The 25,562-nt window shown below is 68.7% G+C and carries 21 protein-coding genes; 11 read left to right on the forward strand and 10 right to left on the reverse strand.

The features are described from left to right. The first annotated feature begins 3 nt into the window (after nucleotides 1–3). Genes JOD67_RS14175 through JOD67_RS14190 form a run of 4 tightly spaced genes read left to right on the forward strand, consistent with a single transcriptional unit; the run spans nucleotide 4 to nucleotide 4,690 of the window. Nucleotides 4–1,029 carry a carbohydrate ABC transporter permease gene (locus JOD67_RS14175; RefSeq protein WP_205117911.1) on the forward strand — a complete coding sequence of 342 codons (1,026 nt, stop codon included), beginning with the start codon at nucleotides 4–6 and terminating at the stop codon, nucleotides 1,027–1,029. 3 nt (nucleotides 1,030–1,032) lie between these two features. Then, nucleotides 1,033–1,887 (forward strand): carbohydrate ABC transporter permease, encoded by an 855-nt coding sequence (locus JOD67_RS14180; RefSeq protein WP_205117912.1) that lies wholly within the window; start codon nucleotides 1,033–1,035, stop codon nucleotides 1,885–1,887. Beyond that, nucleotides 1,884–4,124, forward strand: a complete 2,241-nt coding sequence (locus JOD67_RS14185) for a hypothetical protein (RefSeq protein ID WP_205117913.1) — start codon at nucleotides 1,884–1,886, stop codon at nucleotides 4,122–4,124. The genes JOD67_RS14180 and JOD67_RS14185 overlap by 4 nt, the downstream gene beginning before the upstream one ends. Continuing rightward, nucleotides 4,121–4,690 (forward strand): HEAT repeat domain-containing protein, encoded by a 570-nt coding sequence (locus JOD67_RS14190; protein ID WP_205117914.1) that lies wholly within the window; start codon nucleotides 4,121–4,123, stop codon nucleotides 4,688–4,690. Before JOD67_RS14185 ends, JOD67_RS14190 begins: the two co-directional genes overlap by 4 nt. Before the next feature lie 160 nt (nucleotides 4,691–4,850). Here the strand turns inward: JOD67_RS14190 and JOD67_RS14195 are convergent, their stop codons facing one another. From JOD67_RS14195 to JOD67_RS14210, 4 genes are read right to left on the reverse strand one after another with little or no spacing between them, the layout of a single operon-like run. Then, nucleotides 4,851–5,867 carry a substrate-binding domain-containing protein gene (locus JOD67_RS14195; protein ID WP_205117915.1) on the reverse strand — a complete coding sequence of 339 codons (1,017 nt, stop codon included), beginning with the start codon at nucleotides 5,865–5,867 and terminating at the stop codon, nucleotides 4,851–4,853. Beyond that, on the reverse strand, nucleotides 5,864–6,970 hold the full coding sequence (locus JOD67_RS14200) for an ABC transporter permease (RefSeq protein WP_205117916.1): 1,107 nt from the start codon (nucleotides 6,968–6,970) through the stop codon (nucleotides 5,864–5,866). The genes JOD67_RS14195 and JOD67_RS14200 overlap by 4 nt, the downstream gene beginning before the upstream one ends. Beyond that, entirely contained in the window at nucleotides 6,971–8,575 is a 1,605-nt protein-coding gene (locus JOD67_RS14205; protein WP_205117917.1) for a sugar ABC transporter ATP-binding protein, read from the reverse strand. A 9-nt stretch (nucleotides 8,576–8,584) separates the two neighbouring features. Continuing rightward, nucleotides 8,585–11,326 (reverse strand): glycoside hydrolase family 172 protein, encoded by a 2,742-nt coding sequence (locus JOD67_RS14210; RefSeq protein WP_205117918.1) that lies wholly within the window; start codon nucleotides 11,324–11,326, stop codon nucleotides 8,585–8,587. Nucleotides 11,327–11,809: 483 nt separating this feature from the next. Between JOD67_RS14210 and JOD67_RS14215 the strand changes: the two genes are divergently transcribed. Continuing rightward, a complete protein-coding gene (locus tag JOD67_RS14215; protein ID WP_205117919.1) occupies nucleotides 11,810–12,382 on the forward strand; it encodes a hypothetical protein in 573 nt (190 codons plus the stop codon). A 178-nt stretch (nucleotides 12,383–12,560) separates the two neighbouring features. Here JOD67_RS14215 and JOD67_RS14220 read toward each other — a convergent pair whose 3' ends face one another. From JOD67_RS14220 to JOD67_RS14240, 5 genes are read right to left on the reverse strand one after another with little or no spacing between them, the layout of a single operon-like run. Continuing rightward, the gene (locus JOD67_RS14220; RefSeq protein ID WP_205117920.1) at nucleotides 12,561–13,856 is read right to left on the reverse strand and encodes a DUF58 domain-containing protein; all 1,296 of its coding nucleotides are present in this window, start codon (nucleotides 13,854–13,856) and stop codon (nucleotides 12,561–12,563) included. Between the two features lie 7 nt (nucleotides 13,857–13,863). Then, nucleotides 13,864–14,871 carry an AAA family ATPase gene (locus JOD67_RS14225; RefSeq protein WP_307782390.1) on the reverse strand — a complete coding sequence of 336 codons (1,008 nt, stop codon included), beginning with the start codon at nucleotides 14,869–14,871 and terminating at the stop codon, nucleotides 13,864–13,866. Then, a complete protein-coding gene (locus JOD67_RS14230) occupies nucleotides 14,868–16,061 on the reverse strand; it encodes a DUF4350 domain-containing protein (RefSeq protein WP_205117921.1) in 1,194 nt (397 codons plus the stop codon). The genes JOD67_RS14225 and JOD67_RS14230 overlap by 4 nt, the downstream gene beginning before the upstream one ends. Then, a complete protein-coding gene (locus tag JOD67_RS14235) occupies nucleotides 16,058–16,696 on the reverse strand; it encodes a DUF4129 domain-containing protein (RefSeq protein WP_205117922.1) in 639 nt (212 codons plus the stop codon). The genes JOD67_RS14230 and JOD67_RS14235 overlap by 4 nt, the downstream gene beginning before the upstream one ends. Continuing rightward, nucleotides 16,693–17,976 carry a hypothetical protein gene (locus JOD67_RS14240; protein WP_205117923.1) on the reverse strand — a complete coding sequence of 428 codons (1,284 nt, stop codon included), beginning with the start codon at nucleotides 17,974–17,976 and terminating at the stop codon, nucleotides 16,693–16,695. Before JOD67_RS14240 ends, JOD67_RS14235 begins: the two co-directional genes overlap by 4 nt. Before the next feature lie 171 nt (nucleotides 17,977–18,147). On the opposite strand from JOD67_RS14240, the gene mtrA reads away from it, so the two are divergent. The 6 genes from mtrA (at nucleotide 18,148) to JOD67_RS14270 (ending at nucleotide 25,135) form a co-directional block, all read left to right on the forward strand. Beyond that, a complete protein-coding gene (mtrA, locus tag JOD67_RS14245) occupies nucleotides 18,148–18,825 on the forward strand; it encodes an MtrAB system response regulator MtrA (RefSeq protein ID WP_205117924.1) in 678 nt (225 codons plus the stop codon). A 44-nt stretch (nucleotides 18,826–18,869) separates the two neighbouring features. Continuing rightward, nucleotides 18,870–20,489: an MtrAB system histidine kinase MtrB gene (mtrB, locus tag JOD67_RS14250; RefSeq protein ID WP_205117925.1), complete on the forward strand. Its 1,620-nt coding sequence runs from the start codon at nucleotides 18,870–18,872 to the stop codon at nucleotides 20,487–20,489. Beyond that, nucleotides 20,486–22,282 (forward strand): LpqB family beta-propeller domain-containing protein, encoded by a 1,797-nt coding sequence (locus JOD67_RS14255; RefSeq protein ID WP_205117926.1) that lies wholly within the window; start codon nucleotides 20,486–20,488, stop codon nucleotides 22,280–22,282. The genes mtrB and JOD67_RS14255 overlap by 4 nt, the downstream gene beginning before the upstream one ends. Nucleotides 22,283–22,492: 210 nt before the next feature. Then, on the forward strand, nucleotides 22,493–23,209 hold the full coding sequence (locus JOD67_RS14260; RefSeq protein WP_239553844.1) for a ComF family protein: 717 nt from the start codon (nucleotides 22,493–22,495) through the stop codon (nucleotides 23,207–23,209). Between the two features lie 530 nt (nucleotides 23,210–23,739). Next, complete coding sequence (gene hpf, locus JOD67_RS14265) at nucleotides 23,740–24,366, forward strand: ribosome hibernation-promoting factor, HPF/YfiA family (RefSeq protein ID WP_372442331.1); 627 nt, start codon at nucleotides 23,740–23,742, stop codon at nucleotides 24,364–24,366. A gap of 67 nt (nucleotides 24,367–24,433) precedes the next feature. After that, on the forward strand, nucleotides 24,434–25,135 hold the full coding sequence (locus JOD67_RS14270; protein ID WP_307782392.1) for a response regulator: 702 nt from the start codon (nucleotides 24,434–24,436) through the stop codon (nucleotides 25,133–25,135). 4 nt (nucleotides 25,136–25,139) lie between these two features. Here the strand turns inward: JOD67_RS14270 and JOD67_RS14275 are convergent, their stop codons facing one another. Continuing rightward, entirely contained in the window at nucleotides 25,140–25,562 is a 423-nt protein-coding gene (locus JOD67_RS14275; protein ID WP_307782393.1) for a GNAT family N-acetyltransferase, read from the reverse strand.

Raw genomic sequence — 25,562 nt, forward strand, 5'->3', positions numbered from 1 at the left:
CCGATGACGAACCTCGTCGACAGGGACGCGCTGCCGATCGCGCCGCCGCCGCGCCAGCCGCGGCGGCGGCGCGTACGGCTGTCGCGGCGGATCGTCGGCCTGATCCTCGACATCGACCCCGAGGAGCATCGCCAGCGGATCCGCTGGCGACGCGTCCTTACCAAGACCGCGCTCGTCGGAATCGTCCTCGCCCTGCCGGCCTTGGTCAGCAACATCATCTTCGACTGGATTCCGACCATCGACGGGGTGGTGCGTTCGTTCTTCACCTGGTCCGACCGCAACCCGGAGCCGGTCTTCGTGGGGCTCGGGAACTTCCAACGGGTGCTGGTCGATCCGGAGTTCCACGCCTCGCTGGGCAACATGCTCTTCTTCCTCGTCGCCTACCTCGTGCTCATGGTCCCGACGATCGTCTGCAGCGTTGTGCTCTTCCGCATCCAGAACAGCAAGCTGCAGTACGTCTACCGCGTGCTGCTGTGCTTGCCCATGGTCGTGCCGGCGCTGGTGTTCACGCTTACCTGGATCTTCATCCTGGGTTACGACTTCGGCGCGATCAACAACGTCCTCGTCGACCTGGGCTTCGAGCGCGTCCGGTTCCTCGGCGACCCGGAACTCATCAAGTGGACGATCCTGCTGACCGGCATCCCGTTCGTCTCCGCCAACAGCGCGCTGATCTACCTCGGTGGGCTCAACAGCATCAGCGACTCTGTATGGGACGCGGCCAAGCTGGACGGTGTCGGACCGATCCGGAAGTTCTTCAGCCTCGAGTTCCCGCTGATCATCGGGCAGTTCAAGCTCAACCTGATGGGCGTCATCGGGGCCGGGATCACGGTCTTCGCCACCCAACTGGTGTTCTACAACGCGTCGGTCCACCACGGGCTGATCACCCCCGGGCTGCTGATGTACTTCAAGGCGTTCCCCAACACCGGTGCGCCTGACTACGGTTACGCCTACGCGCTGGGACTCATCCTGTTCCTGCTGGCGCTGACCGTCTCCCTGCTGGCGCTGAAGTTCCTGAAGTCGAGGGACTAGGCAATGGCGGAGACCCTGAGCATGCGACGTGGCCGCCGCCGGCAACCGTCGCCGGCGAACGTGCTCAAGAACACATACCTGATCATCATCATCGCGATCATGCTGTTCCCGCTGTACTTGATGATCGTTGGATCGCTCAAGAACCTGGAGCAGATGCTCGACGACTTCTTCTCGCCGTCGTTGCCGTTGCATCTGGAGAACTACGTCAAGGCGTTCGAGTACGTCTCTCCGTACTTCGTCAACACGTTGGTCTACGCGGCGCTGAGCTGCGTGCTGACCGTTGGCGCGGCGGCGCTGGGCGGGTACGCGTTCAGTGCGCTGCGCTTCCCCATGCGGCGGATCCTGTTCGTGCTGTTGTTCGCCAAGATGTTCCTGCCCGGTGTGATGAGCCTCGTTCCTTCGTTCGTGCTGGCGTCGTCGCTCGGCCTGCTCAACACGCCGTTCGTCATCGCGCTGTTCTGCATGGGGACGTCGCAGCCGTTCTGGGTCTTCGTGATGAAGACGTTCGTCGACCAGCAGCCGCGGGAGCTGTTCGACTCGATGCGCATGGACGGCGCCGGCGAGCTGCGGATCTTCTGGAGTCTGGTGCTCCCGTTGCTGCGCCCGATGATCGCCCTGATGTCGTTGAACGTCCTGCTGTTCGTCTGGAACGACTTCATCTGGCCGCTGGTCACGCTCACCGACCCGGACAAGCGGACGATCACGGTCGGGATCTTCAAGCTGTCGACGGCGGCCGGGCTCGACTACGGCATGATGATCGCCGGCTACGCGCTCGCCGCGCTGCCGTTGCTGATCGCGTTCTTCCTCTCGATGCGCTCGTTCATGAGCGGGCTGACGGCAGGAGCGATCAAGCTGTGAGGACCGACCGACCGTTCCTGCTGGAGGACATGGACGAGCTGCGCGAGCGGGTCCTCGCCGAGGAGGGGACACGGCGTGCGGAGCTGTGGAACCTGCTGCGGAACTCGGCGCGCAGCGCACCCGCGGACTTCGGCTGGTTCGTACCGTTCGTCGCAGTCGTGACCCGTGACCCCGACGACATCGAACGCGCGCGGCAGCTCGTCTTCACCTATCTCGACAAGCTCGACCCGATGAGTTTCTGCTCCGGGCTCCAGTTCCACTTCTGGTGTTTCGCCTTCCCCCACGCGAAGGTCGCGCTCTACTTCCAGTGGTTGTGCACGGTCGACGCCTTCACCGCGGAGGAACGCGAGCGCATCTCCGAGCAGCTGATCGCGTACCACTTCGTCAACTTCTACTACGGCATGCGCACCAAGCCCGAGCCGGAGTGCGTCGACAACCAGGCGTTGTCGCTCTGCCTGTCGAACACGATAGTCGGCCAGCTGTTCGCGGACGGCTCGCGGATGGCCGGGATCATGCTCCGCGACGGGCTGCGGCGCTTGCCGGGGCTGCTGTCCGACCTCCCGGTGAGCGGCTACACCGGCGAGGGCAGCTCGTACATGGACTGTGTCAACGGGCCGGCGATCCCGTTGGCAGTCGAGGTGCTGGAGCGGATCACGGGTGAGACCGGCCTCCTCCACCGTTCGGTGGGTGAGGAGGGGGCACTCCCGGTCAGCGTACTGCGCATGGTCGCCCGTTCGTTCATGCCCGGTGGGTTGCTGCTGCCGTGGGACAACTACGGCTACCAGTGGGGTGTGCGCTCGACGCTCGCGTACGGCGCGCTCCGGACGAGGGAGCCGATCTTCCAACGGGTGTTGGAGAACGAGTGCATCTGGACCTACGACATCGGGATCGGCTGGGCGTACGACGACCTCGTCTGGACGCTGATCTGGTGGCCGGACGAGCCTCCGGTCGGCGACGACGATGGCCGGAGCTGGTACGAGCCTCACCTCGGCGCGGCGCTGGTCAGCGCCGACGGCGACCGCTACGCGATGCAGCTGTGGGACGAGTCCGAGCCGGACATCCCGACTCGGTCGCACGTGAACCCGAATGCCGTGCTGTTCAACGGCTTTCGCACCCCGATCTCCGCCGACGGTTCGCCGACTCCGGACGCTCCGCACCGGTTCCAGTTCGACGACACCTGGCGGACGGTCGGTTTCCTCGCGATCGACACCGAGACCCGCTACAACTACGGCGACGGCTGCGCGGGCGCGCACTCGGTGATCGTCGTGGACGGCGCGGAGTCGATGCGGGCGCACGCCGCGTACGACCAGGTCCTGTCGTCCTCGTTCGGGCCTGGTCTGGTCGAGGCGGACGTCACACCGATCTACCGGGAGAACTTCCCGGATGTCCGTGTCGTGAGCCGGAGGACGCGGCTCCATCTCGACCGGTTCTTCACCGTGGAGGACACGTTCGAAGCCGAGTCGGAGCATCTGGTGACGTCGCGGTTCCTGTTCCGGCCAGGCGTGGCGCGGATGGACCGGGGGGTACGCGTCGAGACGCCGGAGGGCGTGACCCTGCAGCTGATCGAGTTGTGGAACGACGATGAGCTCCGCATCGAGCGGGTCGAGAACCATCCGTACAAGCCGGACGGTCGTTCGGAGCTGGTCGACTTCAGCGTCCGCGGCCGTGAGGTACGTCGACTGTTCGTGGCGCTGATCTCGCGTACCCGTGCCGACGCGACGGAACTCGCCGGCTTCCGCGTGGTCCCGGACGCCGCCTTTTCGCTGTCCGAGGCGGTGGCGGCGCTCGAACGGAGCACGGACCTCGTACCGATGCGGCTGCCGGCGTATATGGAGACGGGGCTGTCGAACCCCCAGAGGTGGTGGTACATGCGGATGGTCGTCAAGCGCCCGGGGCCTAGCTGGCTCCGGCTTCCGGTGGGCATGCACGCGCCGCGGCTGTACGTGTCGGGCGAGGAGGTCGACCTGTCGCCGTTCGCCCTGTCCGGCGAGCTGATCGCTCCACGGGTGCGGATCCCGGAACGCTTCGACGCGCTGCGGGAGGTGCACGTCGTGCTGCGGGTGGACGTACCCAAGGGACACTACGACGGCCAGGGCGACGGCACCATCGGGATGACCGGCGGGATGGCGCTCGCCTATCCGGTCGAGGAGGAAGTGATCCGCTCCGCGCGCTGCGCGGACGGGATCGTCACCGTGCTCACCAACGAGGACGAGTACCGCTTCGGAGTGGCGCGATGATCGAGCATGCGGGGCTGATGGAGCAGGTCCTCGCCGACCCGGAGGCACTGCGGGCGAACTGCCGGCATCCGGACTGGCGCGTTCGCTATGCCTGCGCGGTGGCGATGGGGGAGTGCGGCGACGCGGCCTGGTTGCCCCTGCTGTACGAGGTCTTGGTGGCGGAGAACGCACGACAGTTGTACTCGCAGCCGCGGGTCCGCGAGTTCGTCGGAAGCTACGACGACACGCGGATGGCCGAGCAGCTGATCAGGACCGAGGCAGTGTTCGACCGCGAGTATCCGGAGGAGCTGAAGGAGGACTGGCGGTGTCGCGGTCGCGTCCGGCAGGCGTGCCTGTTCGCGGTGTACGCAATCGGCTCGGCGACGTCGGAGCTCGTCGCGGAGATCCACCGGGTGCTGGCTGACCCGTCGGAGGACTCGGTCGTGATGGCCGCCGGAGCGATGGTGCTCGGCAAGGTGGGGGATCGGTCGAGCGTCCCGTACCTCGAGCAGGCCATGCGGCTGGACGAGTGGTGCCTCCGGGTGGAGGCACGCAAGGCGCTCGCCGCGCTCGAGCGGTTCGCGTAGGCGATCCCCGACTCCGGCCGGCAGACCAGCCCTCCACTGCGGGCGGATGTCCACAGCTCGCGCGACATCACCCACCGAAGCGGCGTTGAGAACGCCGTTGCGACGTTGGACAACCCCGGTCCGGTGGGTGAAGTGGCGGGTGGAAGGTCGGGGACAGTGGCTACTTGTTGCTGAAGTCGAACTTCGCGTACAGGTCGGCCGCGTTCTCCGGGGTCACGCCTTCGATCTCCAGCGTCTGGTCCTTCTCCACCGTCTCGCCGTGTACCAGGGCGTTCGCGGCCTTGGCCGCTTCCTCGGCGCCCGTCGGGTAGATGAACGTGCCTGCCAGCTGGCCTTGCTGGACGGCGCGGATGCCGCCGTCGGGGATGGCCAACCCATCCGTGCCGATGAACTTCATCGCCTTCTCCTGGCCGCGTCCGGCGGCGGCGAGGTAGGCGCCCAGGGCCATGGGGTCGTTCTCGGCGTATACGAGGTCGATCTTCAGGTTCTGCGCGAGCCACTGGTTCATCACGGTCGTGGCCTCTTCCTTCAGCCACTTGGCCTCGCGCTGCTGGATGATCTTGATCTTCGGGTTCGCCGCGATCGCCTCGCGGAAGCCCTTGTCGCGGTCGATCTGGGGCTGATTCGACAGGATCCCCTGCAGCTCCACCACGTTCCCGCCGGACGGCAGCAGCTGCACGGCGAGCTCGCCGGCCTTGCGGCCCGCGGCCACGTTGTCGCCGCCGATGAACGACGAGTAGCAGTCGGTGTTGACCGTACGGTCGAGCACGATCACCGGGATCTTCGCGTCACACGCCTGCTGCACTGCCGCGGTCAACGGCGCGGCTTCGTTCGGCGACACGATCAGAACGTCCACCTTCTGCTGGATGAAGTTCTGCACGTGCGCCACCTGCTTGCCCGAGTCCTGCTGCGCGTCGGTGATCGGCAGCAGCTTCAGGTCCGGGTACTGCTTGATGAAGTGCTCCAACTGAATGTTGAGCTGCGCGCGGTACGGCTCGGCGTTGTTGGACTGCGAGTAGCCGACCACGTACTCGGACTTCGTCGGAGCGCCCGACTCCGAGCCTGACGCGCCGCCGGTCGCACCGGATCCCGGAGTCTCGGTCGTGGACGCGCACCCGGCGGCGACCGCCATGGCGAGAGCCGCCGCCACCCCGAAAGCGAGCACCTTCGATCTCATGTCGATCTCCTTGTTGTGTGGGTTGAATCGTCCCGCCCGAACGCGCGGCGCACCGCCGCGCTCGCCGAGGTGAACAGATCGGGTCGTTGCAGCACCACCGCGACGATCACGATCAAGCCCTTGATGATCAGCTGCAGGTTGTCGCTCACCGCGTTCAGCCCGAGCACGTTGTCGAGCAACGTCAGGATCAACGCGCCGACGAACGTTCCGATGATCGTTCCTCGCCCGCCGGCAAGGGAGGCGCCGCCGATCACGGCCGCGGCGATCGCGTCGAGCTCGTACGAGAAGCCCGCTTGCGGATCCGCCGACGCGGAGTACGCGGCGTCGATCGGTCCGGCGAAGCCGGCGAGCAGTCCGGCCAGCGTGTACACGGCGATCTTCACCCGCGTCACGTTCACCCCGGACAGCCGCGCCGCGGTCTCGTTGCCGCCGACGGCGTAGATGTGCCGTCCGAACGTCGTCTTCGACAGGATCAGCTGAAAGACGATGCAGACAACGACGAACGCGAGCACGGGATAGTACACACCGGCACCTAAGACGCCCTCGAACAGGTTGTGCCCCGGCGTTCCGAACAGCTGGAACTGCTCCGAGTGTGGCGTCAGCGTGCCGTCGTCCTGCGCGATCTGCGTGCCCACGCTGACGTTGTTGCTGATCTGTCTGTCGATGCCACGGAACACCGATAAGGTCGCTAACGTCATGACGAACGGCTGGATCCGCAGCAACGTCGTGCCCGCACCGTTGAACAAACCCATCGCCCCGCCAGCGACCATCGCCAGCGGCAGGATCATCCACGGACTCAGGTCCGCGCGCGACAGCAACATCGCCGACACCATCGACGCCAGCCCCAGCATCGAGCCCACCGACAGGTCGATGCCGGCGGTGAGGATCACCAGCGTCACCCCGACCGCGAGGATGCCGCGCGACGCGAATGCCCCGACAGCGTTGGTCAAATTGGCCTGGTTGAGGAAGATGTCGCCCTTGGTGAGGATGCCCGCGCTGACGACGAGCACCAGCCCGATATACCCCTGGAGCGAGCCCAACATCGACAACGTACGGCGCCAGTTGCTCACCCCGTTGGGCACGTCGGCCGTGCTGTGGGACACCTACCGCACCTCTCCCCGTTCGGTCTCGGCAAGGACGACTTGGCGCGCCGTCGCCGCCTCGAGAATCCGTTCCTGCGTTGCCTCTTCCCGCGACAGCTCGGCCGTCAGCCGGCCCTCGCACAGAACGAGGATGCGGTCGCACATCGCGAGCAGCTCCGGCAGCTCCGACGACACCATCAAGATCCCCGCGCCGCGTGACGCCAACTCGCTCATCAGCGCGTAGATCTCGGCCTTCGCGCCGACGTCGATCCCGCGCGTCGGCTCGTCCATCAACAGCACCGACGGATGCGTCAACAGACACTTGGCGAGGACGACCTTCTGCTGGTTTCCGCCGGACAGGTTGGCGACTGCCGACGTCAACGACGGCGTCTTGATCCGCAACGCCTTCACCTGCTCGGCGACTGCCGCACGTTCGCGCCGGCCGTCGACGGTGAACCAGCGCCGGAACGCCTTCAGCGCGGCCAGGCTCGCGTTGAACTTCACCGTGTTGCCGAGCACGAGACTCTGCGCCTTGCGATCCTCCGCCACCAGAGCCAGCCCGCGTCGGATCGCGTGCCGGGGCGAACGCGGCCGGAACGGCTTGCCGTCCACCCAGATGGACCCGCGCACCAGATGCTCGCCGAACGCGCCGTAGATCGCCTCCACGACCTCCGTACGCCCAGCGCCCATCAGCCCAGCCAGACCGACGATCTCGCCCGCACGTACCGAGACATCGACGCCGTGCAAGGGAGACCGCCCGATCGCGGCATCGCCGCGCAGCGTCAACCCCGACACACGTAGTCGCTCCGATGCGTCAGACTCGGTCGCCGCGACCCGCGGGAACAGCTCGCCGAGCGGCCGCCCGACCATCATCGCGATCAGCTCCTGGCGCGTCGCCGAGGCCATGTCGCGCGTCCCGACCGCATGGCCGTCCCGAAGCACCGTCACGCGATCCGCGATCTCGGCCAGCTCCTCCAGCCGGTGCGAGATGTAGATCACCGCGACGCCGCGCGCGGTCAACGTACGGATGACGTCGAAGAGCAATTGCACCTCGGCATCGGCGAGCGCGGACGTCGGCTCGTCCATTACGAGGATGCGGACGTTCAACGACAGCGCCTTAGCGACCTCGATCAGCTGCTGCTCGGCGATCCGGCAGTTGCGGATCAGCCGTCGCGGCTCGAGCCGCATGCCGAGCTCGCCCAGCAGCTCGCGCGACCGGCTGATCATCGTCTTGCGGTCGATCGTCCCGATCCGGGTCCGCGGCTCCCGGCCGAGGAAGATGTTGTCGGCGATCGACATGTCCGGAACGAGATTGAGCTCCTGGTGGATCATCCCGATGCCGAGCGACTGCGCGTCCTTCGGCGAGTGGATGTTCGCCGGCTGGCCGTCGAACTCGATCGTTCCGTCGTAGTCCGCGAAGACGCCGGACAGCACGTTGCACAGCGTCGACTTGCCCGCGCCGTTCTCCCCGAGCAGGGCGTGCACCTCGCCGACGCGTACCGAGAACGACACGTCGTCGAGCGCTCGGACACCGGGAAAGGCCTTGCTGATGCCGCGCATGGACAGCACCGACGGCCCCGACGTGCTGCCCGGGGCCGCGGCGTCGTCGTTGACGTCGATAGCCAAGCGAGATTCCTAGTCCACCCGTTGGAACTGCAGATAGTCGATGCCTGCCATGTAGCTGATCGCTGCCGGGTTCTTGCTCCCCACCGTCACTGTCAACGTGTGCTTGCCAGCCGACAGGTCGTGCTCGCCGTAGCTGAGCGGCGGGCTGACCTTCACGTCCGGGAACGCGTACCCGTCGAACGGTTCGCCGATCGTCACGCCGTCGATGGCGAGGGTGTTGATGCCGTAGTCGCGTGCCAACGTCTGCTGCGTCGTCACCTCGTACTTGCCGGCGGTCTTGATCTCGAACTCGACCACGAACTTCTTGCCCGCCTCGGTCGGCGTGAACCACAGCTGCGCGCCGCCGGACCAGCCGACGCCGCAGCAGTTGCCCTGCGCGGTCAGCGGGCCTTCGGCCGACACCGGCGGCAGCAACCGCTCGGCCTCGATCCGGACGATGTCACCGGCAACCCCGACAACCTGGGCCGACGGCAGCCCGACGCGGCCGGAACGGTCGATGGCCCGCACCTTGTAGTACCAGGTCTCGCGCGGCGCGAGGTCGTGATGGGTGAAGCCCGGCGTCATCGTGGTGCCGATGAGGTTGCTCGGCGCCGGCTTGAACCCGCTCGTGGTCGACGCGAACACCTGGTAGCGCGGAGCGTAGACGTCGTCGCGGCCGGGCAGCCAGGACAGCTCGATCTGGTTGTACGTCCCCGTCGACGTCCTCACACCGCTGATCATGTCCGGATTCGCCCGATCGCGGTAGACCGGAAGCTTCGCGATCGCCTGGTACGCGGCCGCGCTCCACGGCGGGCTGCCCTCGGTGGGCGCGAGCGTGATCGTGACCGACCTCTTCCCTGCGGTGAGGCTCGCGGGCAGCTCGAACGAGTCGTCCAGCCAGCGCTGGTCGGCGTTGCCGAGCGGCTGGTACCAGGTGCCGGCCGGCACGCCGTCGACCGCGACCCTGGCCGACTGGTACGGCTTGGCCTGGTCGGACGTACGGCGCAGCGTCACACCCTGGTTCGCGGCGGGCACACCGACCTTGAACGACACCTGTGCCGACGTCGCGCGAGCGTCGAGCGTCACGTGCTCCGCCGGACCGTCGACGCCCTCGTACCTGCTCGTCAGCTTGGTGACCTTGCCGACGTCGGACGCCTTGTAGTCATGGGCTTTCTCGCTCGCCGGGCTGCCGACGTCGAGGCTGTCCGACCATTGCTGCGCGCCGGTCGGCAGGCCGTACCAGTACGTCGTCGACGCCTCCAGCGCCGGCTCGTCGTCGCCCTGCCCGTGCTCGATGCTGAATCGCATGCTGTTGTCGAAGTTGATGCCCTCGGCGAGCAGCAGCCGGTACATGCCGGTGCAGCCCTCGACGCAGTCCGTGCGGTCCTTGACCGGGGTGCCGGTGGTCGGCGTGGTGAACGCGTCGCGGTTGAAGTACCAGCCGCCCTCGTAGAAGTCCTCGGTGCCTGTTCCGTGCAGCGCCGGGCTGGTCGCGCCGTCGACGAACACGCGCTCGTCGCCCTCGAGGTAGGCGAGCCGCCAGCCCGACTTGGGTCCGCCGTTGACGGTCTGGGTGACGCCGACGACACGCCCGCGGCCGACGGTCTCGAGGAACATGACGTCGCGGCCGAACGTGGCCTGCGCGCTCTGCGAGGTCGCGCGGAAGTGCCCGACGCTCCCGTTCGCGAGCTCGTTCGCCCACTTCGGGTCGGCGGACGTCGTGGTCGTCGCCTTGCCGGTGATCGTCTCGCTGGAGCCGTTGTAGAGCTCGATCTTCGCGTTCTTCGCGTACGGCATCAGCCACCAGGCTTGGAGCTTCTTGGCGGCCGGGTCCATGCCGAACGTGAACGCCTTGACGTTGTAGAGCCCGAGCCCGCTGCCGTAGAACTCGCCCAGCGGCGAGTCGATCGTCCGTACGCCGTCGAACGTGGCGCGGAGCCGCGCCTTCTGCAGGACCTCGGTGCCTACCGGGTGCGTGCCGAGCTGGGGGAGCTCGAAGCCCAGCGCGGTGATCGCGCCGCTGCCCTTGGCGGTCGCGATCGTCGCGGTCGCGCCGGGGGCGATCGCGAGGTCCTTGCTGGCGGTCTGGGCGTTCGGCTGCTGTGGCTTGGGATCCTGCGTGCCAGATGCGGTGAGCTTGGCGAGGACGTCCTCGGCCTTGTCGTTCTTGTCGAACGTGGCGATGCCCTCGGGGCTGGCGAACGTGCGGTAGGTGACGTGGTAGAAGAACGGGTTGCTCTGCACGGTGACCCGCATGTTCTCGCGGTAGGTCATCGGGACCTTGATGTAGACGCCGCCGGAGCTCTGGTCGGCGTTCGCGACGAGCGGGTACGTGAACGGCGCGCCGAGCTTGCCGTCGACGACGTCCTGCAGGCTGGTGTCGACGACGGTCTGGCCGTCGAGCTCGATCCTGATCCAGCCGGTGTTGCGCACGTCGCCGTTGTCGCGGGTGAACCAGATCGAGTCGATCTCGCCGGCGCCCTGCTGCTCGGCGATGACGCAGTTCGTGTTCTCGGTGCGCAGGCACGAGTAGTTGCCGCCGAACCCGTCGTTGTTGCTGCCGCTGCGGTCGAAGCTGGAGAACTGCAGCGTGCGCGAGTCGGTGCCGATCTCGGCGAGACGTTCGGGGTTGCGGAACGTCTCCCAGCCGACCGGCCCGTGCCTGGGCGCCTGAGCAGCTGTCTGGGCTGCCGGTTCCGCGGTGGCGGCGGGCGTGCCGGCGAGGGTGGCGATGCCCAGAGCGAACGCGACCGCGACGAGCCCAGCACGCATGACGGCCTCCCGAGGACCCAGAAATCGATTGCTGATTCTTGCGCGAGGCTAGGGAGGCTCTCACCGGGTGTCAAGGCCTGGTGACCGATCGGTGTCAGCTGGGTGGGCGTGGGTGGTGTCGAGGCGAGCTGTGGTGCTTGGTGTGGCGAGGTCTGGTGGGGTCGGGGGCACCCTGGTCCGAACCTATGGGACCGGGGCGCCCCGGACCCAAACCACCAGGCGCGGTTCATGATTCCCAGGGGATGCACCGCCCTCGTCGTATGAGGGGCCCCTTTTCGAGCGACTCGCCGCCGGTCGTCCACAGGCTTGCGCACTTCCCTAGCCGAAACGGGGTTCCTGGCCATCCTTGCCACGATGTAAACCCCGGCCTGGTGAGGGAAGTCGCAGGAGGGAGCGCAGGAGAGCATGCCCGCCGCGCGCGGAGGGCATCAGCCAGCGGCGGTGCCCGGCGTACCGCAACCGCGGTAGCTCTACTGTTCGATCATGTCCGACGCTCTGGTGGTGCACGACCTCGTCGAGCGGCTCACGGGCTGGCTGCGCCGGTTGATGCCGCCCGGCGCCCGCCGCGACGCGCTCATCGCCGTGCTCACTGAACGGTTCGGGGCGGTGGATACGCCGGTCACTCACGTCGACTGCGTGGCGATCGAACGGTGCGCGTGGACCGTCTCCCGCCATCTCGCGCTCACCTTCGAACCCGGCGGCACCGGCCGGCCCGACACCGAGTCGCCGGGCTGGCCGGATCCCGACCCGGACGTGGTCCGGGCTCGTGCCGCGTGCGTTTCGCAGGTGCGGCGGCTGGCGGACGGGACCTGCCTCATCAGCATCGACGACCTCGAGAGCATCAACCTCGCCCAGCCGTACCTCGACGCCGCGTTCGCCCTCGCGCAGGGCTCGGCCCGGATCCTGCTCAACCTGCGCGCCAACGGGGGCGGCGACCCGGCGACGGTGGCGCACATCGCCGGCCGGCTGCTCGGCGATACGCCGACGCAGTTGTCCGAAGTCGTCTACCCGGACCGGCGGCGCCAGTGGTGGACACCCGCCCTGCCGACACGGTGATCGAGACCGCGGTGGCGGCGTTCGACACGGCCTAGCCTGGTGGTCGCCTTACACGGCCAGTGACCCCTTTACCTGGCGTCTACCCGGCGTAATGCGGCCGCTGATCATGTTTACATGATCATTGGCCCCAGGGCGGGGCCGGACCGGTCGAGACCAGCCGTCGGACGAGAGATCGAGCCTAGAGTCGGCCGGCCTTCTTCAGGGCGAGGTAGGTGTCGGCCAGCGCCGGCGCGATCTGGTCGGGTGGTTGGTCGACGACGGTGACGCCGAGGCGTTCCAGCAGGGCGGTCACGCGGCGGCGTTCGGCGCGGGCGCGCTCGGCGGCGGCCGCGCCGTAGACGGCGTCGAGGTTGCCGCGGCCGCGGGCCAGCGACTCCACCAGCGGGTCGGCCACGGCCGCGAGGCAGAGCTCGTGCCGCCGGGTGAGGGCAGGCAGAACGGGCAGCAGTCCCTCCTCGACCACCGCCGCGTCGAGCCCCGTCAGCAACACGACTAGGGACCGCTGCGTCGCCCGCGACGCCACAGCGGCGGCCAGCCCTCGGTGGTCGGTCTCCACCAGCTCCGGGTCGATCACCGCCATCGCCGACGTCAGCCGCCCCAGCACCTCCTCCGGACCGGACCGCGCGACGTCGGCCCGCAACCGCCGGTCGAACGCCAGCAGATCCACCCGGTCGCCGGCTCGGGTCGCCAACGCGGCGAGCAGCAGAGCGGCGTCCATCGCGTGGTCCAGCCGCGGCGCGTCGCCGACCCGGCCCGCCGACGTCCGCCCGGTGTCGAGCACGATCAACACGTGCCGGTCGCGTTCGGGCCGCCACGTACGTACGACAACGCCGCGCCGCCGCGCCGTCGCCCGCCAGTCGATCGAACGAACGTCGTCGCCGGGAACGTAGTCCCGCAACGAGTCGAACTCCGTGCCCTGCCCGCGCACGAGCACCGAAGCCCGGCCGTCCAGCTCCCGCAACCGAGCCAGCCGCGACGGCAGGTGCTTCCGGCTCTCGAACGGAGGCAACGCCCGCACTGTCCACGGCACCGAGTGCGAGCCCTGCCGAGCCGCTAACCCCAAAGGCCCAAACGCCCGTACCGTAACGCGAAACGCCGGTCGGTCGCCCCGCCGCGTCGGCGTCAAGGTGGTGTTGACGCGGCGGCGTTCGCCCACAGGCACGTCGAGAGAGTGCCGCTGCGTCAGAGCGCCGGCCGACGGCGGCCAGGCGTCGCGCAGCTTCCCGCGCACCCGACGAGTGCCCGGGTTCGTCACCAGCAAGGACACGTCGACGGTCTCGCCGAGTCGTACCGACGTCGCTCCCTCGCGCTCGAACGTCAACCCACGTGCGGATCCCGCCAGCAGGAAGTCCACGAGCACGAGCAGCAGCACGACACCGGTGACCAGCCAGACACCTGCCAGGCTGGGAACGAGGAACGCAACGACCAGGGCGCCCACCAACGCGAGCAGCCCGGCGCGGACCGTCAGCGCCATCGACGCACTACCGAGGCACGGGAACGGTGGACAGGATGCCCTCGAGGACGGCATCGACGGACACGCCCTCGATCTCCGCCTCCGGCCGCAGCTCCACGCGGTGTCGCAGCGCCGGCAGCGCGAGCGCCTTCACGTCGTCCGGTGTCACGAAGTCGCGCCCCGACAGCCACGCCCAAGCCCGCGCGGCCCTCATCAAAGCCGTCGCACCACGCGGCGACACCCCGAGCCGCAGCGACGGCGACTGCCGCGACCCACGGGCCAGGTCGACGACGTACCCGATCACCTCCGGATGCAGCTGCACCCGGGTCACGGCCTCGCGCGCCGCCGCGAGCTCCGCGGCGCCGGCGACCGGACGCAACCCCGCCGCGGCCAGGTCGCGCGGGTCGAAGCCGGCCGCGTGCCGGCCCAGCACCGCGACCTCCTCCTGCCGCGACGGCAACGTGAGGTGCAGCTTCAGCAGGAACCGGTCGAGCTGTGCCTCGGGGAGCGGGTACGTGCCCTCGTACTCGATCGGGTTCTGCGTGGCGGCGACGACGAACGGGTCGGGCAGCTCGCGCGCCGTCCCCTCGATCGTGACCTGCCGCTCCTCCATCGCCTCGAGCAGCGCGGCCTGGGTCTTCGGCGGCGTCCGGTTGATCTCGTCGGCGAGCAGCAGGTTGGTGAAGACCGGGCCCTTGCGGAACTCGAACTCCGCCGAGCGAGTGTCGTACACCAGCGAGCCAATCACGTCGCCCGGCATCAGGTCCGGCGTGAACTGCACGCGCTTGGTCTGCAGCTGCAGCGCGGCGGCGAGCGCCCGGACCAGCAGCGTCTTCGCCACGCCGGGGACGCCTTCGAGCAGAACGTGCCCGCGGCACAGCAGCGCGATGATCAGGCCGGTCACCGCGGCGTCCTGGCCGACGACGGCCTTGCCGACCTCCGCGCGCAACGCGATGAGGGCCTGGCGAGCGGCCTCGGACTCGCTCCGCGCCGAAGAGGCCGAAGAGGGGGCGGTCTGGGTGCCGTGCTCGGTCACGATCGGCGTACCTCCTGCTCGAGGACATCGAGCTGATCGGCCAGGCGTACGAGCCCGGCGTCGTCCAGGTCTGTCATTGTTCCGACCGGGTCGCCGAGCAACGCGGCGACCTCGGCAGCGGGTCGGCCGGTCCGTGCCGCGGCGGCCGCCGCGACAACGTGCTCGGGCGCGGTGATCGGCATCCCCAGCAACGGAGCGAGCCTCGAACGGGTCGCCTCGCGCAGCCCCGCGGCCGCACGGTCGCGAGCCCGCGAACGCCGGTACAGGCGCGCCCGGCCCTCGACTGCCTCGGAGGCTCGGACGACGACCGGCAGTGGTTCAGGTACGACCGGGCCGAGGCGGCGAGCCCGGGCGATCATCAGCAGCGCTATGCCCACGGCGGCCATCCCGACCGCGTAGCGGACGCCGACCGGCAGCAGCGAGAACAGCGACGGCGGGTCAGCCGGCGCGCCCGGCTCGCCGGTTTGCGGGACGTCGGAGAGCGACGGCAGGTACCAGACGAGGTGGGCATTGTCGCCGAGCAGGTTGAGCGCGAACGCCGCGTGCCCCTCCTCGTCGAGTCGGGTGTTCGTCAACGCCTCTTGGGTTCCGACGACGTCGACGGTGCGCTCGCCGTCGATCCAGCGGACCAGGCCGAACCGCTGGCCGTCGCCGTAGCAGCCGGTCAGCTCGCCCGCGGGAGCGTCGGGAGCGATCCGGTACGCCTCGCCGTTGCCCCGGATCGAGCCGGCCTGCTCGGCGAGTGGGAGGTCGCAGCGCGGCTCGCGGATGACCTGGAACGCGTTCTCGGGCGCCTGGACGTGCGGGGACAGCGCTTGGAGCGTCTTCGCGCGAGGGGTGAGCAGCACGACGTGGTCGACTTTCGCGTCCTTGATCTGGTCGAGCTGGAGCGGGACGAGGAGGTCGGGCGTCGCGATCAGCAACGTGGTGGGCTCGTTCTCGCCGACGGCTTCGAGTGCGCTCTCGAGCGTGGTCACCCGTTCGACGTCGACCCCGCGCTGCTCGAGCAGGACCGAGAGCGCGCGGGCACCGTTCTGGCGTGCCGATCTCGGGTCGAGCGGTCCGCCGGTCGTCGTCGCCCGGAGGATGCCGATCAGGATGCCGGCGATCAGCACAACGCCGATCACGATCACCGGCCAGCGCACGCTCTGCCAGGCGCGCCGCGGCGTGACGTCGACCGACGTACTCATCCGGCGACTCTCGCGGCCCGCCGGCGGATCGAACGGATCGCCTCGTCGGCCTGCTTGACCACGCCGTACGCGTGCTCCGAGCCCGGCCGGCTGCCGTAACAGACCTCGTCGAACACCGTCGCCGCAGCGCGCATCGGCTCGGCGGCGTCCGGCGCGACGAGCGCGACCTCGGTCGACACCTCGTACGCCGTCCGGCCCAGCCGCTCGTCGATCAGCGTGCGCTCCTCGAGGTCGCGGACGATCGCGCGGAACCGTTCGCGCACCGCCTTCTCGAAGTCGCCCGCCAGCGCTGCCGCCTCGGCGTCCGAACGGTGCTCGGCCGCCGTCCGCGTTCGTCCCTCGAAGACGACCGCGTCCGCCCGTGCCCGCGACCGGGCCAACTTGCCGACCCGCCAGCGGATCAGGATGACGAGCAGCACGACCAGCAGGACGACGGCGATGATGCCCCAGTAGCCGCCCGGAGAGTTGCTCGCGATCTGGGCGAGGAACTCCAGGATCCGCTCGTACAACCACTGCAGCGCGCGCGAGACGACGCCGGGCTCGTCCTCGTGGTAGATCCGCTTGACGAGCTCCTCGCGCGCGGCCCTGGCCGCCTCCTCGCGGCCGATGTCGATCGGTGGATCGAGCAGGATCAACGCGCCACCCAGGGCGTGGCCGTGGGTTGCCCGTAGCCGGGAGTCGTGGCCTGGGTGAGCTCGATGTCCAAGCCCTCCGTACGCATCCGCGCTTCGACGTAGATGATCGCGTTGACCGCGGCGACGAACGCGAGCTGGATGACGGCCGAGCCGATCGCGCCGACGGAGGAGACCGCCAGCGTGAACGCCGTACCGGTCGCCGTCTGGCCGAACGCGAGGCCGATCATCGTGCCCAGCAGGAGGAAGGCGATCTGCAGGATCTGGGAGACGACACCGGCGATGAGCCCGGCGACGAAGATGAGGCCGAACGTACGCCACGACCGGCCCTTGACCAGGCCGTAGGAGCGCTTCATCGCCGCGACGATGCCGACCTTGCGCTGCTCGCCCTGCGGGTAGTTCGGGTCGACCGGGTTGGTCTCGAGCACCAGGATCGCGGACGCGCAGACCATCCGCGTCGTGAACATGACGAACAAGACGATGCCGCCGATGCCCAGCACGATGCCGAGCAGGACCGCCAGCCAGGTGAGCTCGAAGTAGGCGGCGAGCGCGACCAGGATCGTGATGACGGCGACGCCGACGATGGCGATGGCGCTGAGAAGCAGGCCCAGCCCGAACAGCCGAAGGATGTGCGGTCGCGCCGATCGCCAGGCCTCGCCGACCGTCATCGGCTGCCCGAGCACGCCGCGGCCGACGGTCGCGGTGACCATGCCGGTCAGCGCGTAGCCGGCGACGAACGACAGCAGCACGACGACCAGGATCGAGACGATGAACGTGATCCAGCTGGCGTCACTGATCTGGGTGATCTGGCTCGGGTCGGCGGCGATGATGTCGCCCGCGCCGACGAACGTGGCCACCAGACCGAGCGCGGTGACGACGGTCATCACCAGCGCGGACAGGCCGAGCAGGATCTTCGGGTAGCGCTGGATCGTCGTGAACGCGCCGTCCAGGATCTCGCCGAACCCGAGCGGGCGTAGCGGGACGATGCCGGGCTTGGGCGCCTGCGGCGGACCGTACCCTGGCTGGCCACCCCAACCACCCGGCTGCGGCGGCGGTGCGCCCCAACCCGAGTGCGGGGGAGGCGGCGGTGGTGGCGTGCCCCAGCCGCCGCCCGGCTGAGGCGGAGGCTGCTGCGTACCCCAGCCACCCGGCTGCTGAGGTGGTGCCTGCTGCGGCGGCGGAGGCTGCTGCGGGTGTGGTTGCGTGCCCCACGCGGGCTGCCCTCCGGGTGGAGCCCAGCCCGGCGTACTGCCCGGTTCTGGCTGGCCCGGCTGCTCGCTCATCTCGAACCCCTCACACGTCGCATCCCCTGCGTGACGGTCATCGTGCCACGTTCGGCGCCTCGACTAACCAACGCGTTGCACTGGCGCGGCGTTCACTCCCGCGACGCGGCTCGATGAGGACGAAAGCCCAGGTGCGAGCGTTCTGCGGCGCATGGTGCGACGATTGGCCTCATGAAGGGTCGGATCCTGGTCGTCGACGATGACACCGCGCTGTCCGAGATGCTGGGGATCGTGCTCCGCAGCGAAGGGCTCGAGTCGGTGTTCTGCGAGTCGGGGGAGAAGGCACTGGCGAAGGTCCGCGAGACCAAGCCGGACGTCGTCCTCCTTGATCTCATGCTCCCGGGCAAGGACGGCATCGACGTATGCCGCGAGATCCGGGCCGAGTCGGACGTCCCCATCGTCATGCTCACCGCCAAGACCGACACGGTCGACGTGGTCCTCGGGCTGGAGTCCGGCGCCGACGACTACGTGATGAAGCCGTTCAAGCCCAAGGAACTGGTCGCCCGCATCCGGGCCCGGCTGCGTCGCAACGAGCAGGCCGTGCCCGAGTCGCTGACGATCGGCGACCTGGCGATCGACGTTCCCGGCCACGCGGTGAAGCGGAACGGTACGTCGGTCAGCCTGACCCCGCTCGAGTTCGACCTGTTGGTCTGTCTCGCGCGCAAGCCCTGGCAGGTGTTCAGCCGCGAGCAGCTGCTCGAACAGGTCTGGGGCTACCGCCACGCCGCCGACACGCGCCTGGTCAACGTGCACGTGCAGCGGCTGCGCAGCAAGATCGAGAAGGATCCGGAGCACCCGGAGATCGTCGTGACCGTCCGGGGCGTGGGGTACAAGGCGGGCCAGACCTGACCAACGGACGACCCGAGCCCTGGCGCCGGTCGGCGAGCCGGCGCGTGACGCTGCTGGCCCGCCGCGGCCTGGCCGCGTGGCGACGTTCGCTGCAGGTGCGCGTGGTCGCCGGAACGCTCGTGCTCTCGACCGTGGTGGTCGTGCTCGCCAGCTGGATGCTGCTTCGTCAGGTGAGCGAGGGCATCCTGCAGGAGAAGATCGACTCGTCCATCGTCGAGGCGTCCTCGGATCTGCGTTCGACGAAGGTGACCATCGACGCGGCCGAGCCGACCGGCGACACCAACCGGGTGTTGTTGGACCTGTCCGAGGACATCGCGATGCGGGCCCGGACGAGCGGTCTGTATGAGGTCGGCGTTCGCATCGTCAAGCCGAACGGTGACGACGTCCCGCCGGTCGCCGAGGCGACCATGAACACGCCGCTCGTCTGGAGCGTGCCGGACGATCTGACCCGCTCGCTGCGGATCGGCCAGGTGTCGTACCGGTTCGTCAGCCTGGTCCGGACGGACGGATCGATGACGCCCAACCTCGTCATCGGTTCGCAGCTCCGGGAGTCCGACACCAACGCGACGTTCAACCTGTACTACTTCTTCGACCTCCGCCAGCAGCAGGACATCCTCGACCTCCTGCAGCGGTCGCTGATCGCCGTCGGCTCGCTGCTCGTCCTGCTGCTCGGGCTGGTCGCCTGGTTCGTCACGAGGCAGGTCGTGTCGCCGGTCCGGATGGCTCGTGAGATCGCCGAACGGCTCGCCGCCGGCCGGCTCGACCAGCGGATGCGCGTCCGCGGCGAGGACGACCTGGCCCGGCTCGCGACGTCGTTCAACCAGATGGCCGCCAGCCTGCAGCGGCAGATCCGGCAGCTGGAGGAGCTCTCCCGGGTGCAGCGCAGGTTCGTCTCCGACGTGTCGCACGAGCTCCGGACGCCGATCACCACCGTACGGATGGCCGCCGACGTCCTGCACGACGCGCGGCGCTCGTTCGACCCCAGCATCGCCCGGTCCGCGGAGCTGTTGCAGAACGAGCTCGACCGCTTCGAGGCGCTGCTGACCGACCTGCTGGAGATCAGCAGGTTCGACGCCGGTGCGGCGGCGCTGGAGCTCGACGACGTCGACTTCCGCCCCCTCGTTCGGCAGGTCGTCGACGCGGCGCAGCCGCTCGCGACCCGCAAAGGCAGCCGGCTCGTCCTCGATCTTCCCGACACCGCGTGCGTGGCCGAGGTCGACCCGCGCCGGCTGGTGCGGGTGCTGCGCAACCTGGTGATCAACGCGATCGAGTACGGCGAGGGCAGGGACGTCGAGATCCGCGTCGCGTCCGACGAGCAGGCCACCGCGGTGTCCGTCCGCGACCACGGCATCGGGCTGAAGCCAGGGGAGTCGGCCATGGTGTTCGACCGGTTCTGGCGCGCCGACCCCGCACGGGCGCGGACGACCGGGGGAACCGGCCTCGGGCTCGCGATCGCGATGGAGGACGTCTTGCTACACGGTGGTTGGCTGCAGGCCTGGGGGAGCCCGGGCGAGGGCGCGCACTTCCGGCTCACCGTGCCGCGGCGGCCGAGCGAGCCGTTGGACCACTCGCCGATCCCGTTGGTGCCCGACGACGCCCGCCGCCCGTTCGCGGAGTTGACCGCGAGCCCGGAGAACGCCGAGTCGCCGGGAGCGTCGACATGAGGCGCCTGCTCGTCGGTCTCGTCGCGGTGGTGGCGCTCACCGGATGCGCCGCGCTGCCGATGGACCGGGAGGTACGTTCGGCGCCGGTCGATCTTCAGCAGGGCGACGACGAGCTGATCCCGGCGGCCCCGGAAGGCCCGCGGGCGGGGGACACGCCGGAGCAGATCCTCGAGGGCTTCCTCGCCGCGATGGCGACGTACCAGCGCGACTTCCCGGTGGCTCGCGAGTTCCTCGTTCCGTCCGAACGTGCCCTGTGGCGGCCGACGGACCTGCGCGTGCACGAGTCCAGTGTGCCGCGACCGTTCGACGCCAAGACCAACAGCCTGCGGATGCAGACGGGCTGGATCGGAACCGTCGGCGCGGACGGTGGCTGGACGCCGGCCGCGCGGGACGCGCAGGTCGGCTACGACTTCAAGTTCGTCCAGGCGGGCAAGGAGTGGCGGATCGCGAACCCGCCGAACTTCCTCCTGATCTCGGATGCGAGTTTCAAGGCCGAGTATCTCCGCTACGACACCTACTTCTGGGACTCCTCCGACGACTATCTCGTCCCCGACCCCGTCTACCTGCCGTTCCGCGGGAACGTCGTGACGATGCTCGTTCAGGCGGTCCTCGACGGCCCGACCGCGTGGATGAAGCCGGCGGTGCGGACGGCGATCCCGCGAGGGACCCGGCTGACCACGCAGTCGGTGCCCGTGGTGGACGACCAGGCGAGCATCGACCTCGACGGCATCCCGCCCGACCTGTCGTACAACGAGCGCAGGCTGATCGCCAACCAGCTGAGCTGGACGCTGCGCCAGGTCCCCGACCTGAAGCAGTTGCAGCTCCTCAGCCAGCACGAGCCCCTGCAGGTCGTGAAGGACCAGCCAGGGTCGAGCGTGCAGGCGCTGGACGCCGCGTCCAACGACAGAGCCGAGGATGGGACGTTCTCGACGAACGCGTACGCCCTCCGCGACGGCCGCGTCGTGCAGGTCACCGCGATCTCGACCGCGCCGGCACTGGGGCGACTGGGCAACGGGCAGGTCCAGGTCGGTTCGATGGCGGTGAGCCCGGTTCCGGTGAGCTTCACCCCCGCCGGGGGGCAGGACACCGCGTACGCCGACCGGTACGTCGTGGTGTCGCCGAACGGGCGCGAGGTGCTGCTCGTCAACCCGCGGCTGGACAAGGAGGCGAAGTCGCCGACCTCGGCCCTGAACTACAACGCGCCGCCCGAGCTGATCTACACCGGGCAGCGGGTGCTGGAACCGTCCTGGGACCGGGAGGGGCTGGCGTGGCTGGTCGACCGGCGCTCGGACGGGACGCGGATCGTCGCGCTCGACCCGATTCAAGGCAAGGGCAAGCCCATGGTGGTGAAGGCGCCGGCGTTGCTGACGCGCGGGCTGCAGGCGTTCAAGGTCAGCAGGGACGGGATCCGGATCGCGGCGCTGGTGCGGATCGACGGCCACAACCGCCTGATGATGGGCTGGATCAGTCGTACGGGCACGCCGCAGATCGGCGGCATCCGAGAGCTGCCGCTGGATCTGACCGACCTGAGCGACCTGGCCTGGTCGAGTGTGGACCAGGTCGCGGTCCTCGGGCGGGACGCGACCGGCGTTCCGGCGGTGGGGCGGGTCAGCATGGACGGGCGCTTGGTCGAGACGACCCCGCCGCCGGGGACGGCCGAGCCGAAGAGCATCGCCGCGGCGCCCGGGCTGCCGCTGCTGATGGGGGCGACGGACGGCTCGCTGTACCGGGAGGACCGCGAGGTGCGCTGGGTGTTGGTCGACCGGGGCGCGTCGCCGGTCTATCCCGGGTAGGCAGTGTCTCGATCTTTCGTCCGGCGGTTGGTTCGACCGGCCCGCCCCACCCCGCCCTGGGCAAATGATCATGTTTACATGATCATTTGCCGCTTTACGTGGGGTGGACGCCAGGTAGAGCGGCCACTGGCCGGGTAAGGCGACCACGACTTTCCACAGCTCTGTCTTGGCTCGCTGCGGTTGCTCGCCTGGCTTGCCAGGCTGTGCTGTGTGAACCTTCGTGGCGCGTTGGGCGGACTCCTGCGGGACGAGTTCGCCGACCTGTTCCTCGGCAGCCGGTGTGTCGGGTGTCAGGTCGGCGGCCGGCCGCTGTGTGGGGAGTGTGCGCTCGGGCTGACCGGAGCGCCTCGGCGTGCCGTACCGCGGCCGCTGCCGCCGAGCTTGCCGGCGACGTGGGCGACGGTGCCGTACGAGGGCGTGGCTCGGGCGGCGATCGTGGCGCACAAGGAGGACGGCGTCGGCGCGCTCGCCGCGCCGCTCGGTGCGGCGCTTGCGGCTGCCGTGGGCGCTTCGATGGGGGAGGAACGAACCGCCGTCACGTTGGTACCGATCCCGTCCGCCCGACGGACGATTCGGCGGCGTGGTCACGATCCGTTGGCTCGAATCACGAGACACGCGGCGGTAACTTTGCGTCGATCTGGGCATCAGGTTCGGATTCGACCCATTGTGCGGCTCGCACGGAGGGTAGCCGACCAAGCAGGGCTGGACGCGGCCGGACGGCAGGCCAACCTCGACGGTGCGTTCCGTGTCGTACCGTTGCGGATCTCGTTGCAGGACTGGGGAAACGTCATCGTTGTCGATGACGTCGTGACGACCGGATCGACGCTCGTGGAGGCGCATCGAGCGCTGCTTCGAGCGGGGATTCCCGTCCACGCCGCGGCGGTCATCGCGGCGACGACACGCCGGATTGCTACGGCTGGTAGCTGAAACCGGAGCGCTCTCACCGGATATTCACGGGGTTGACCAGTACCGAGAACGTCCCGATGGGACTAGCGTTTCGACATGGCACCCGCCCGGGTCCGTGGTTGCGTCAGGGAGGACCTCGTGAGCGAGAATCTCCCTCGGCAAGCCGATGCCAGTCGCAGGCTAAACGGCCCACGTAAGGCGACTTCTTGTCGCTCGATCACGGTGCGGCTTAGACGTAAGTCCTGCCCCGCCGAAGGGTCCGATGCCCTTCGTCTCGGGAGAAGGGGAGTAGTGGCAACCAAGGCCGCGAGACCCTCGGCAGGCGGATGTGGGGACGAAGACCAGGTCGGCCGGGTGGGTGCTTTCGTACCGTCGGATCTCGAGCACAGGAGGGATTGCTTTCCAAACAGCAGGATTCATCGTCGCTGGTTCCGGATAGGGGTTTGAGGATCCCTTGCAACGGGGGCGGACAACTCGACGACAGGGAGGCTTTCGTGGACGTTGTGGTCAAGGGTCGGCACTGTGAGGTGACTGACCGATTCCGTCAGCACGTGGAAGACAAGCTGACACGTCTGGAGCGGTTTACCGCTCGAGTCATCCGGATCGAGGTGGAGGTCTCCAAGGAGCACAATCGGCGATTGGCCGATCGCTCCGAGCGGGTGGAACTCACCGTCTATTCACGTGGCCCGATCGTTCGGGCCGAGGCCGCGACGGACGACCGGCACGCGGCACTCGACATGGCCATCGACAAACTCCTTGCCCGGTTGCGCAAGGCCGCCGACCGGCGGCGGGTGCACCACGGCACGCGGACCCCGATCTCGGTCGCCCAGGCGACGGCGGCGGTCGCGGCGAACAACGGCAATGGCAACGGTTCCAGTTCGGTGGCCGTCACGGAGATGGACGAGTACGAGCCGGAGACGTCATCGGTCGCCGGGCTCGAAGTCGTAGGGGATGGGCCTCTCGTCGTACGCCAGAAGGTGCACGAGGCGGAGCCGATGGCCTTGGGTCAGGCGCTGTACGAGATGGAGCTCGTCGGGCACGACTTCTTCCTGTTCATCGACTCCATGTCGGGGCGCCCGAGCGTCGTGTACCGCAGGCGCGGCTACGACTACGGCGTGATCGCTCTGGACGCCGCCGGCGTTCCTGCCCAGGTTCCCGCCGAGGTGACGGGAACGTGACGTGGCTGACCCGCCCGGCCCCGGCAAACCGGGGTCGCGGCGGGTCCGTCCGTGACATCATGCGGGCGTGACCGAGGCCCAGCCGGGGGAGCACCCCGAACCCGCTGCCCCCGATCCGTTGCGCGTCGTGGTCGTCGACGACCACGAGCTGTTCCGTCGTGGGCTGCGCCTGCTGCTGGAGCAGGAAGACGACATCAGCGTCGTAGGCGAAGCATCGGACGGCCGCGCGGGCACGACGCTCGTCAGCGAGGTGCTGCCGGACGTCGTGCTGCTGGACGTCCGCATGCCCCAAGCGGACGGCATCGAGGCCTGCCGCGCGATCAAAGAGGTCGCGCCGACGATCAAGATCATCATGCTGACGATGTCGGACGAGGAAGCTGACCTGTACGAGGCCGTGAAGGCCGGGGCGTCCGGGTACTTGCTGAAGGATTCGTCGATCGACGACGTGTCGCATGCGGTGCGGGTGGTTGCTGAGGGTCAGTCGCTGATCAGTCCTTCGATGGCGGCGAAGCTGCTGGACGAGTTCAAGGAGATGTCCCGCCGGTCCGCCGCCGCTGAGATCCCTTCGCCGCGGTTGACCGACCGCGAGCTCGAGGTCCTGCGGTTGGTGGCCCAGGGGTTGAACAACCGCGAGATCGCGCGGCGGTTGGTGATCTCGGAGAACACGGTGAAGAACCATGTGCGGAACATCCTGGAGAAGCTGCAGCTCCACTCCCGGATGGAAGCTGTGCTTTACGCGGTGCGCGAGAACCTGCTCGAGATCACCTGACCGGTCACGCGAGGATCATGAGCTTCTCTGGGTCGGGGAACGGCACGAAGCCGACCTTCTTGTAGACCTCGTGCGCGTCGAGGGTGGACAGGATGATCCGCTTGAGTTCGTACGGGGCGAGGTGGTCGCGCACGGTGGCGGCGAGCCAGGTGCCGAGACCCTTTCCGCGGTGGGCGCGGTCGACATAGACGTCGCACAGCCACGCGAAGGTGGTGAGATCGGTGACGACGCGGGCGTAGGCGACCTGCGTTCCGTCGCTCGCGTAGATGCCGAAGTTGAGCGAAGCCTGGATCGATCGTTCGACCACGTCGCGGCTGCGGCCTAGCGCCCAGAAGGCATCAGTGGAGAGCCAGTTATGCACCTTCGCGATGTCGAATCGGCCGGGGTCGGTGTCGATCTCGTACCCGTCCTGTCGTGTCGTGATCAC

This window comes from Tenggerimyces flavus (genome assembly GCF_016907715.1).
In the GTDB taxonomy this organism is placed as follows: Bacteria; Actinomycetota; Actinomycetes; order Propionibacteriales; family Actinopolymorphaceae; genus Tenggerimyces; species Tenggerimyces flavus.

Coding starts and splice junctions, on each gene's coding strand:
- JOD67_RS14195 (WP_205117915.1), bottom strand. CDS start 5,867: ATGAGATCGAAGGTGCTCGCTTTCGGGGTGGCGGCGGCTCTCGCCATG.
- JOD67_RS14255 (WP_205117926.1), top strand. CDS start 20,486: ATGAGGCGCCTGCTCGTCGGTCTCGTCGCGGTGGTGGCGCTCACCGGA.
- JOD67_RS14210 (WP_205117918.1), bottom strand. CDS start 11,326: ATGCGTGCTGGGCTCGTCGCGGTCGCGTTCGCTCTGGGCATCGCCACC.
- JOD67_RS14240 (WP_205117923.1), bottom strand. CDS start 17,976: ATGAGCGAGCAGCCGGGCCAGCCAGAACCGGGCAGTACGCCGGGCTGG.
- JOD67_RS14180 (WP_205117912.1), top strand. CDS start 1,033: ATGGCGGAGACCCTGAGCATGCGACGTGGCCGCCGCCGGCAACCGTCG.
- JOD67_RS14175 (WP_205117911.1), top strand. CDS start 4: ATGACGAACCTCGTCGACAGGGACGCGCTGCCGATCGCGCCGCCGCCG.
- JOD67_RS14190 (WP_205117914.1), top strand. CDS start 4,121: ATGATCGAGCATGCGGGGCTGATGGAGCAGGTCCTCGCCGACCCGGAG.
- mtrA (WP_205117924.1), top strand. CDS start 18,148: ATGAAGGGTCGGATCCTGGTCGTCGACGATGACACCGCGCTGTCCGAG.
- JOD67_RS14215 (WP_205117919.1), top strand. CDS start 11,810: ATGTCCGACGCTCTGGTGGTGCACGACCTCGTCGAGCGGCTCACGGGC.
- JOD67_RS14230 (WP_205117921.1), bottom strand. CDS start 16,061: ATGAGTACGTCGGTCGACGTCACGCCGCGGCGCGCCTGGCAGAGCGTG.
- JOD67_RS14220 (WP_205117920.1), bottom strand. CDS start 13,856: ATGGCGCTGACGGTCCGCGCCGGGCTGCTCGCGTTGGTGGGCGCCCTG.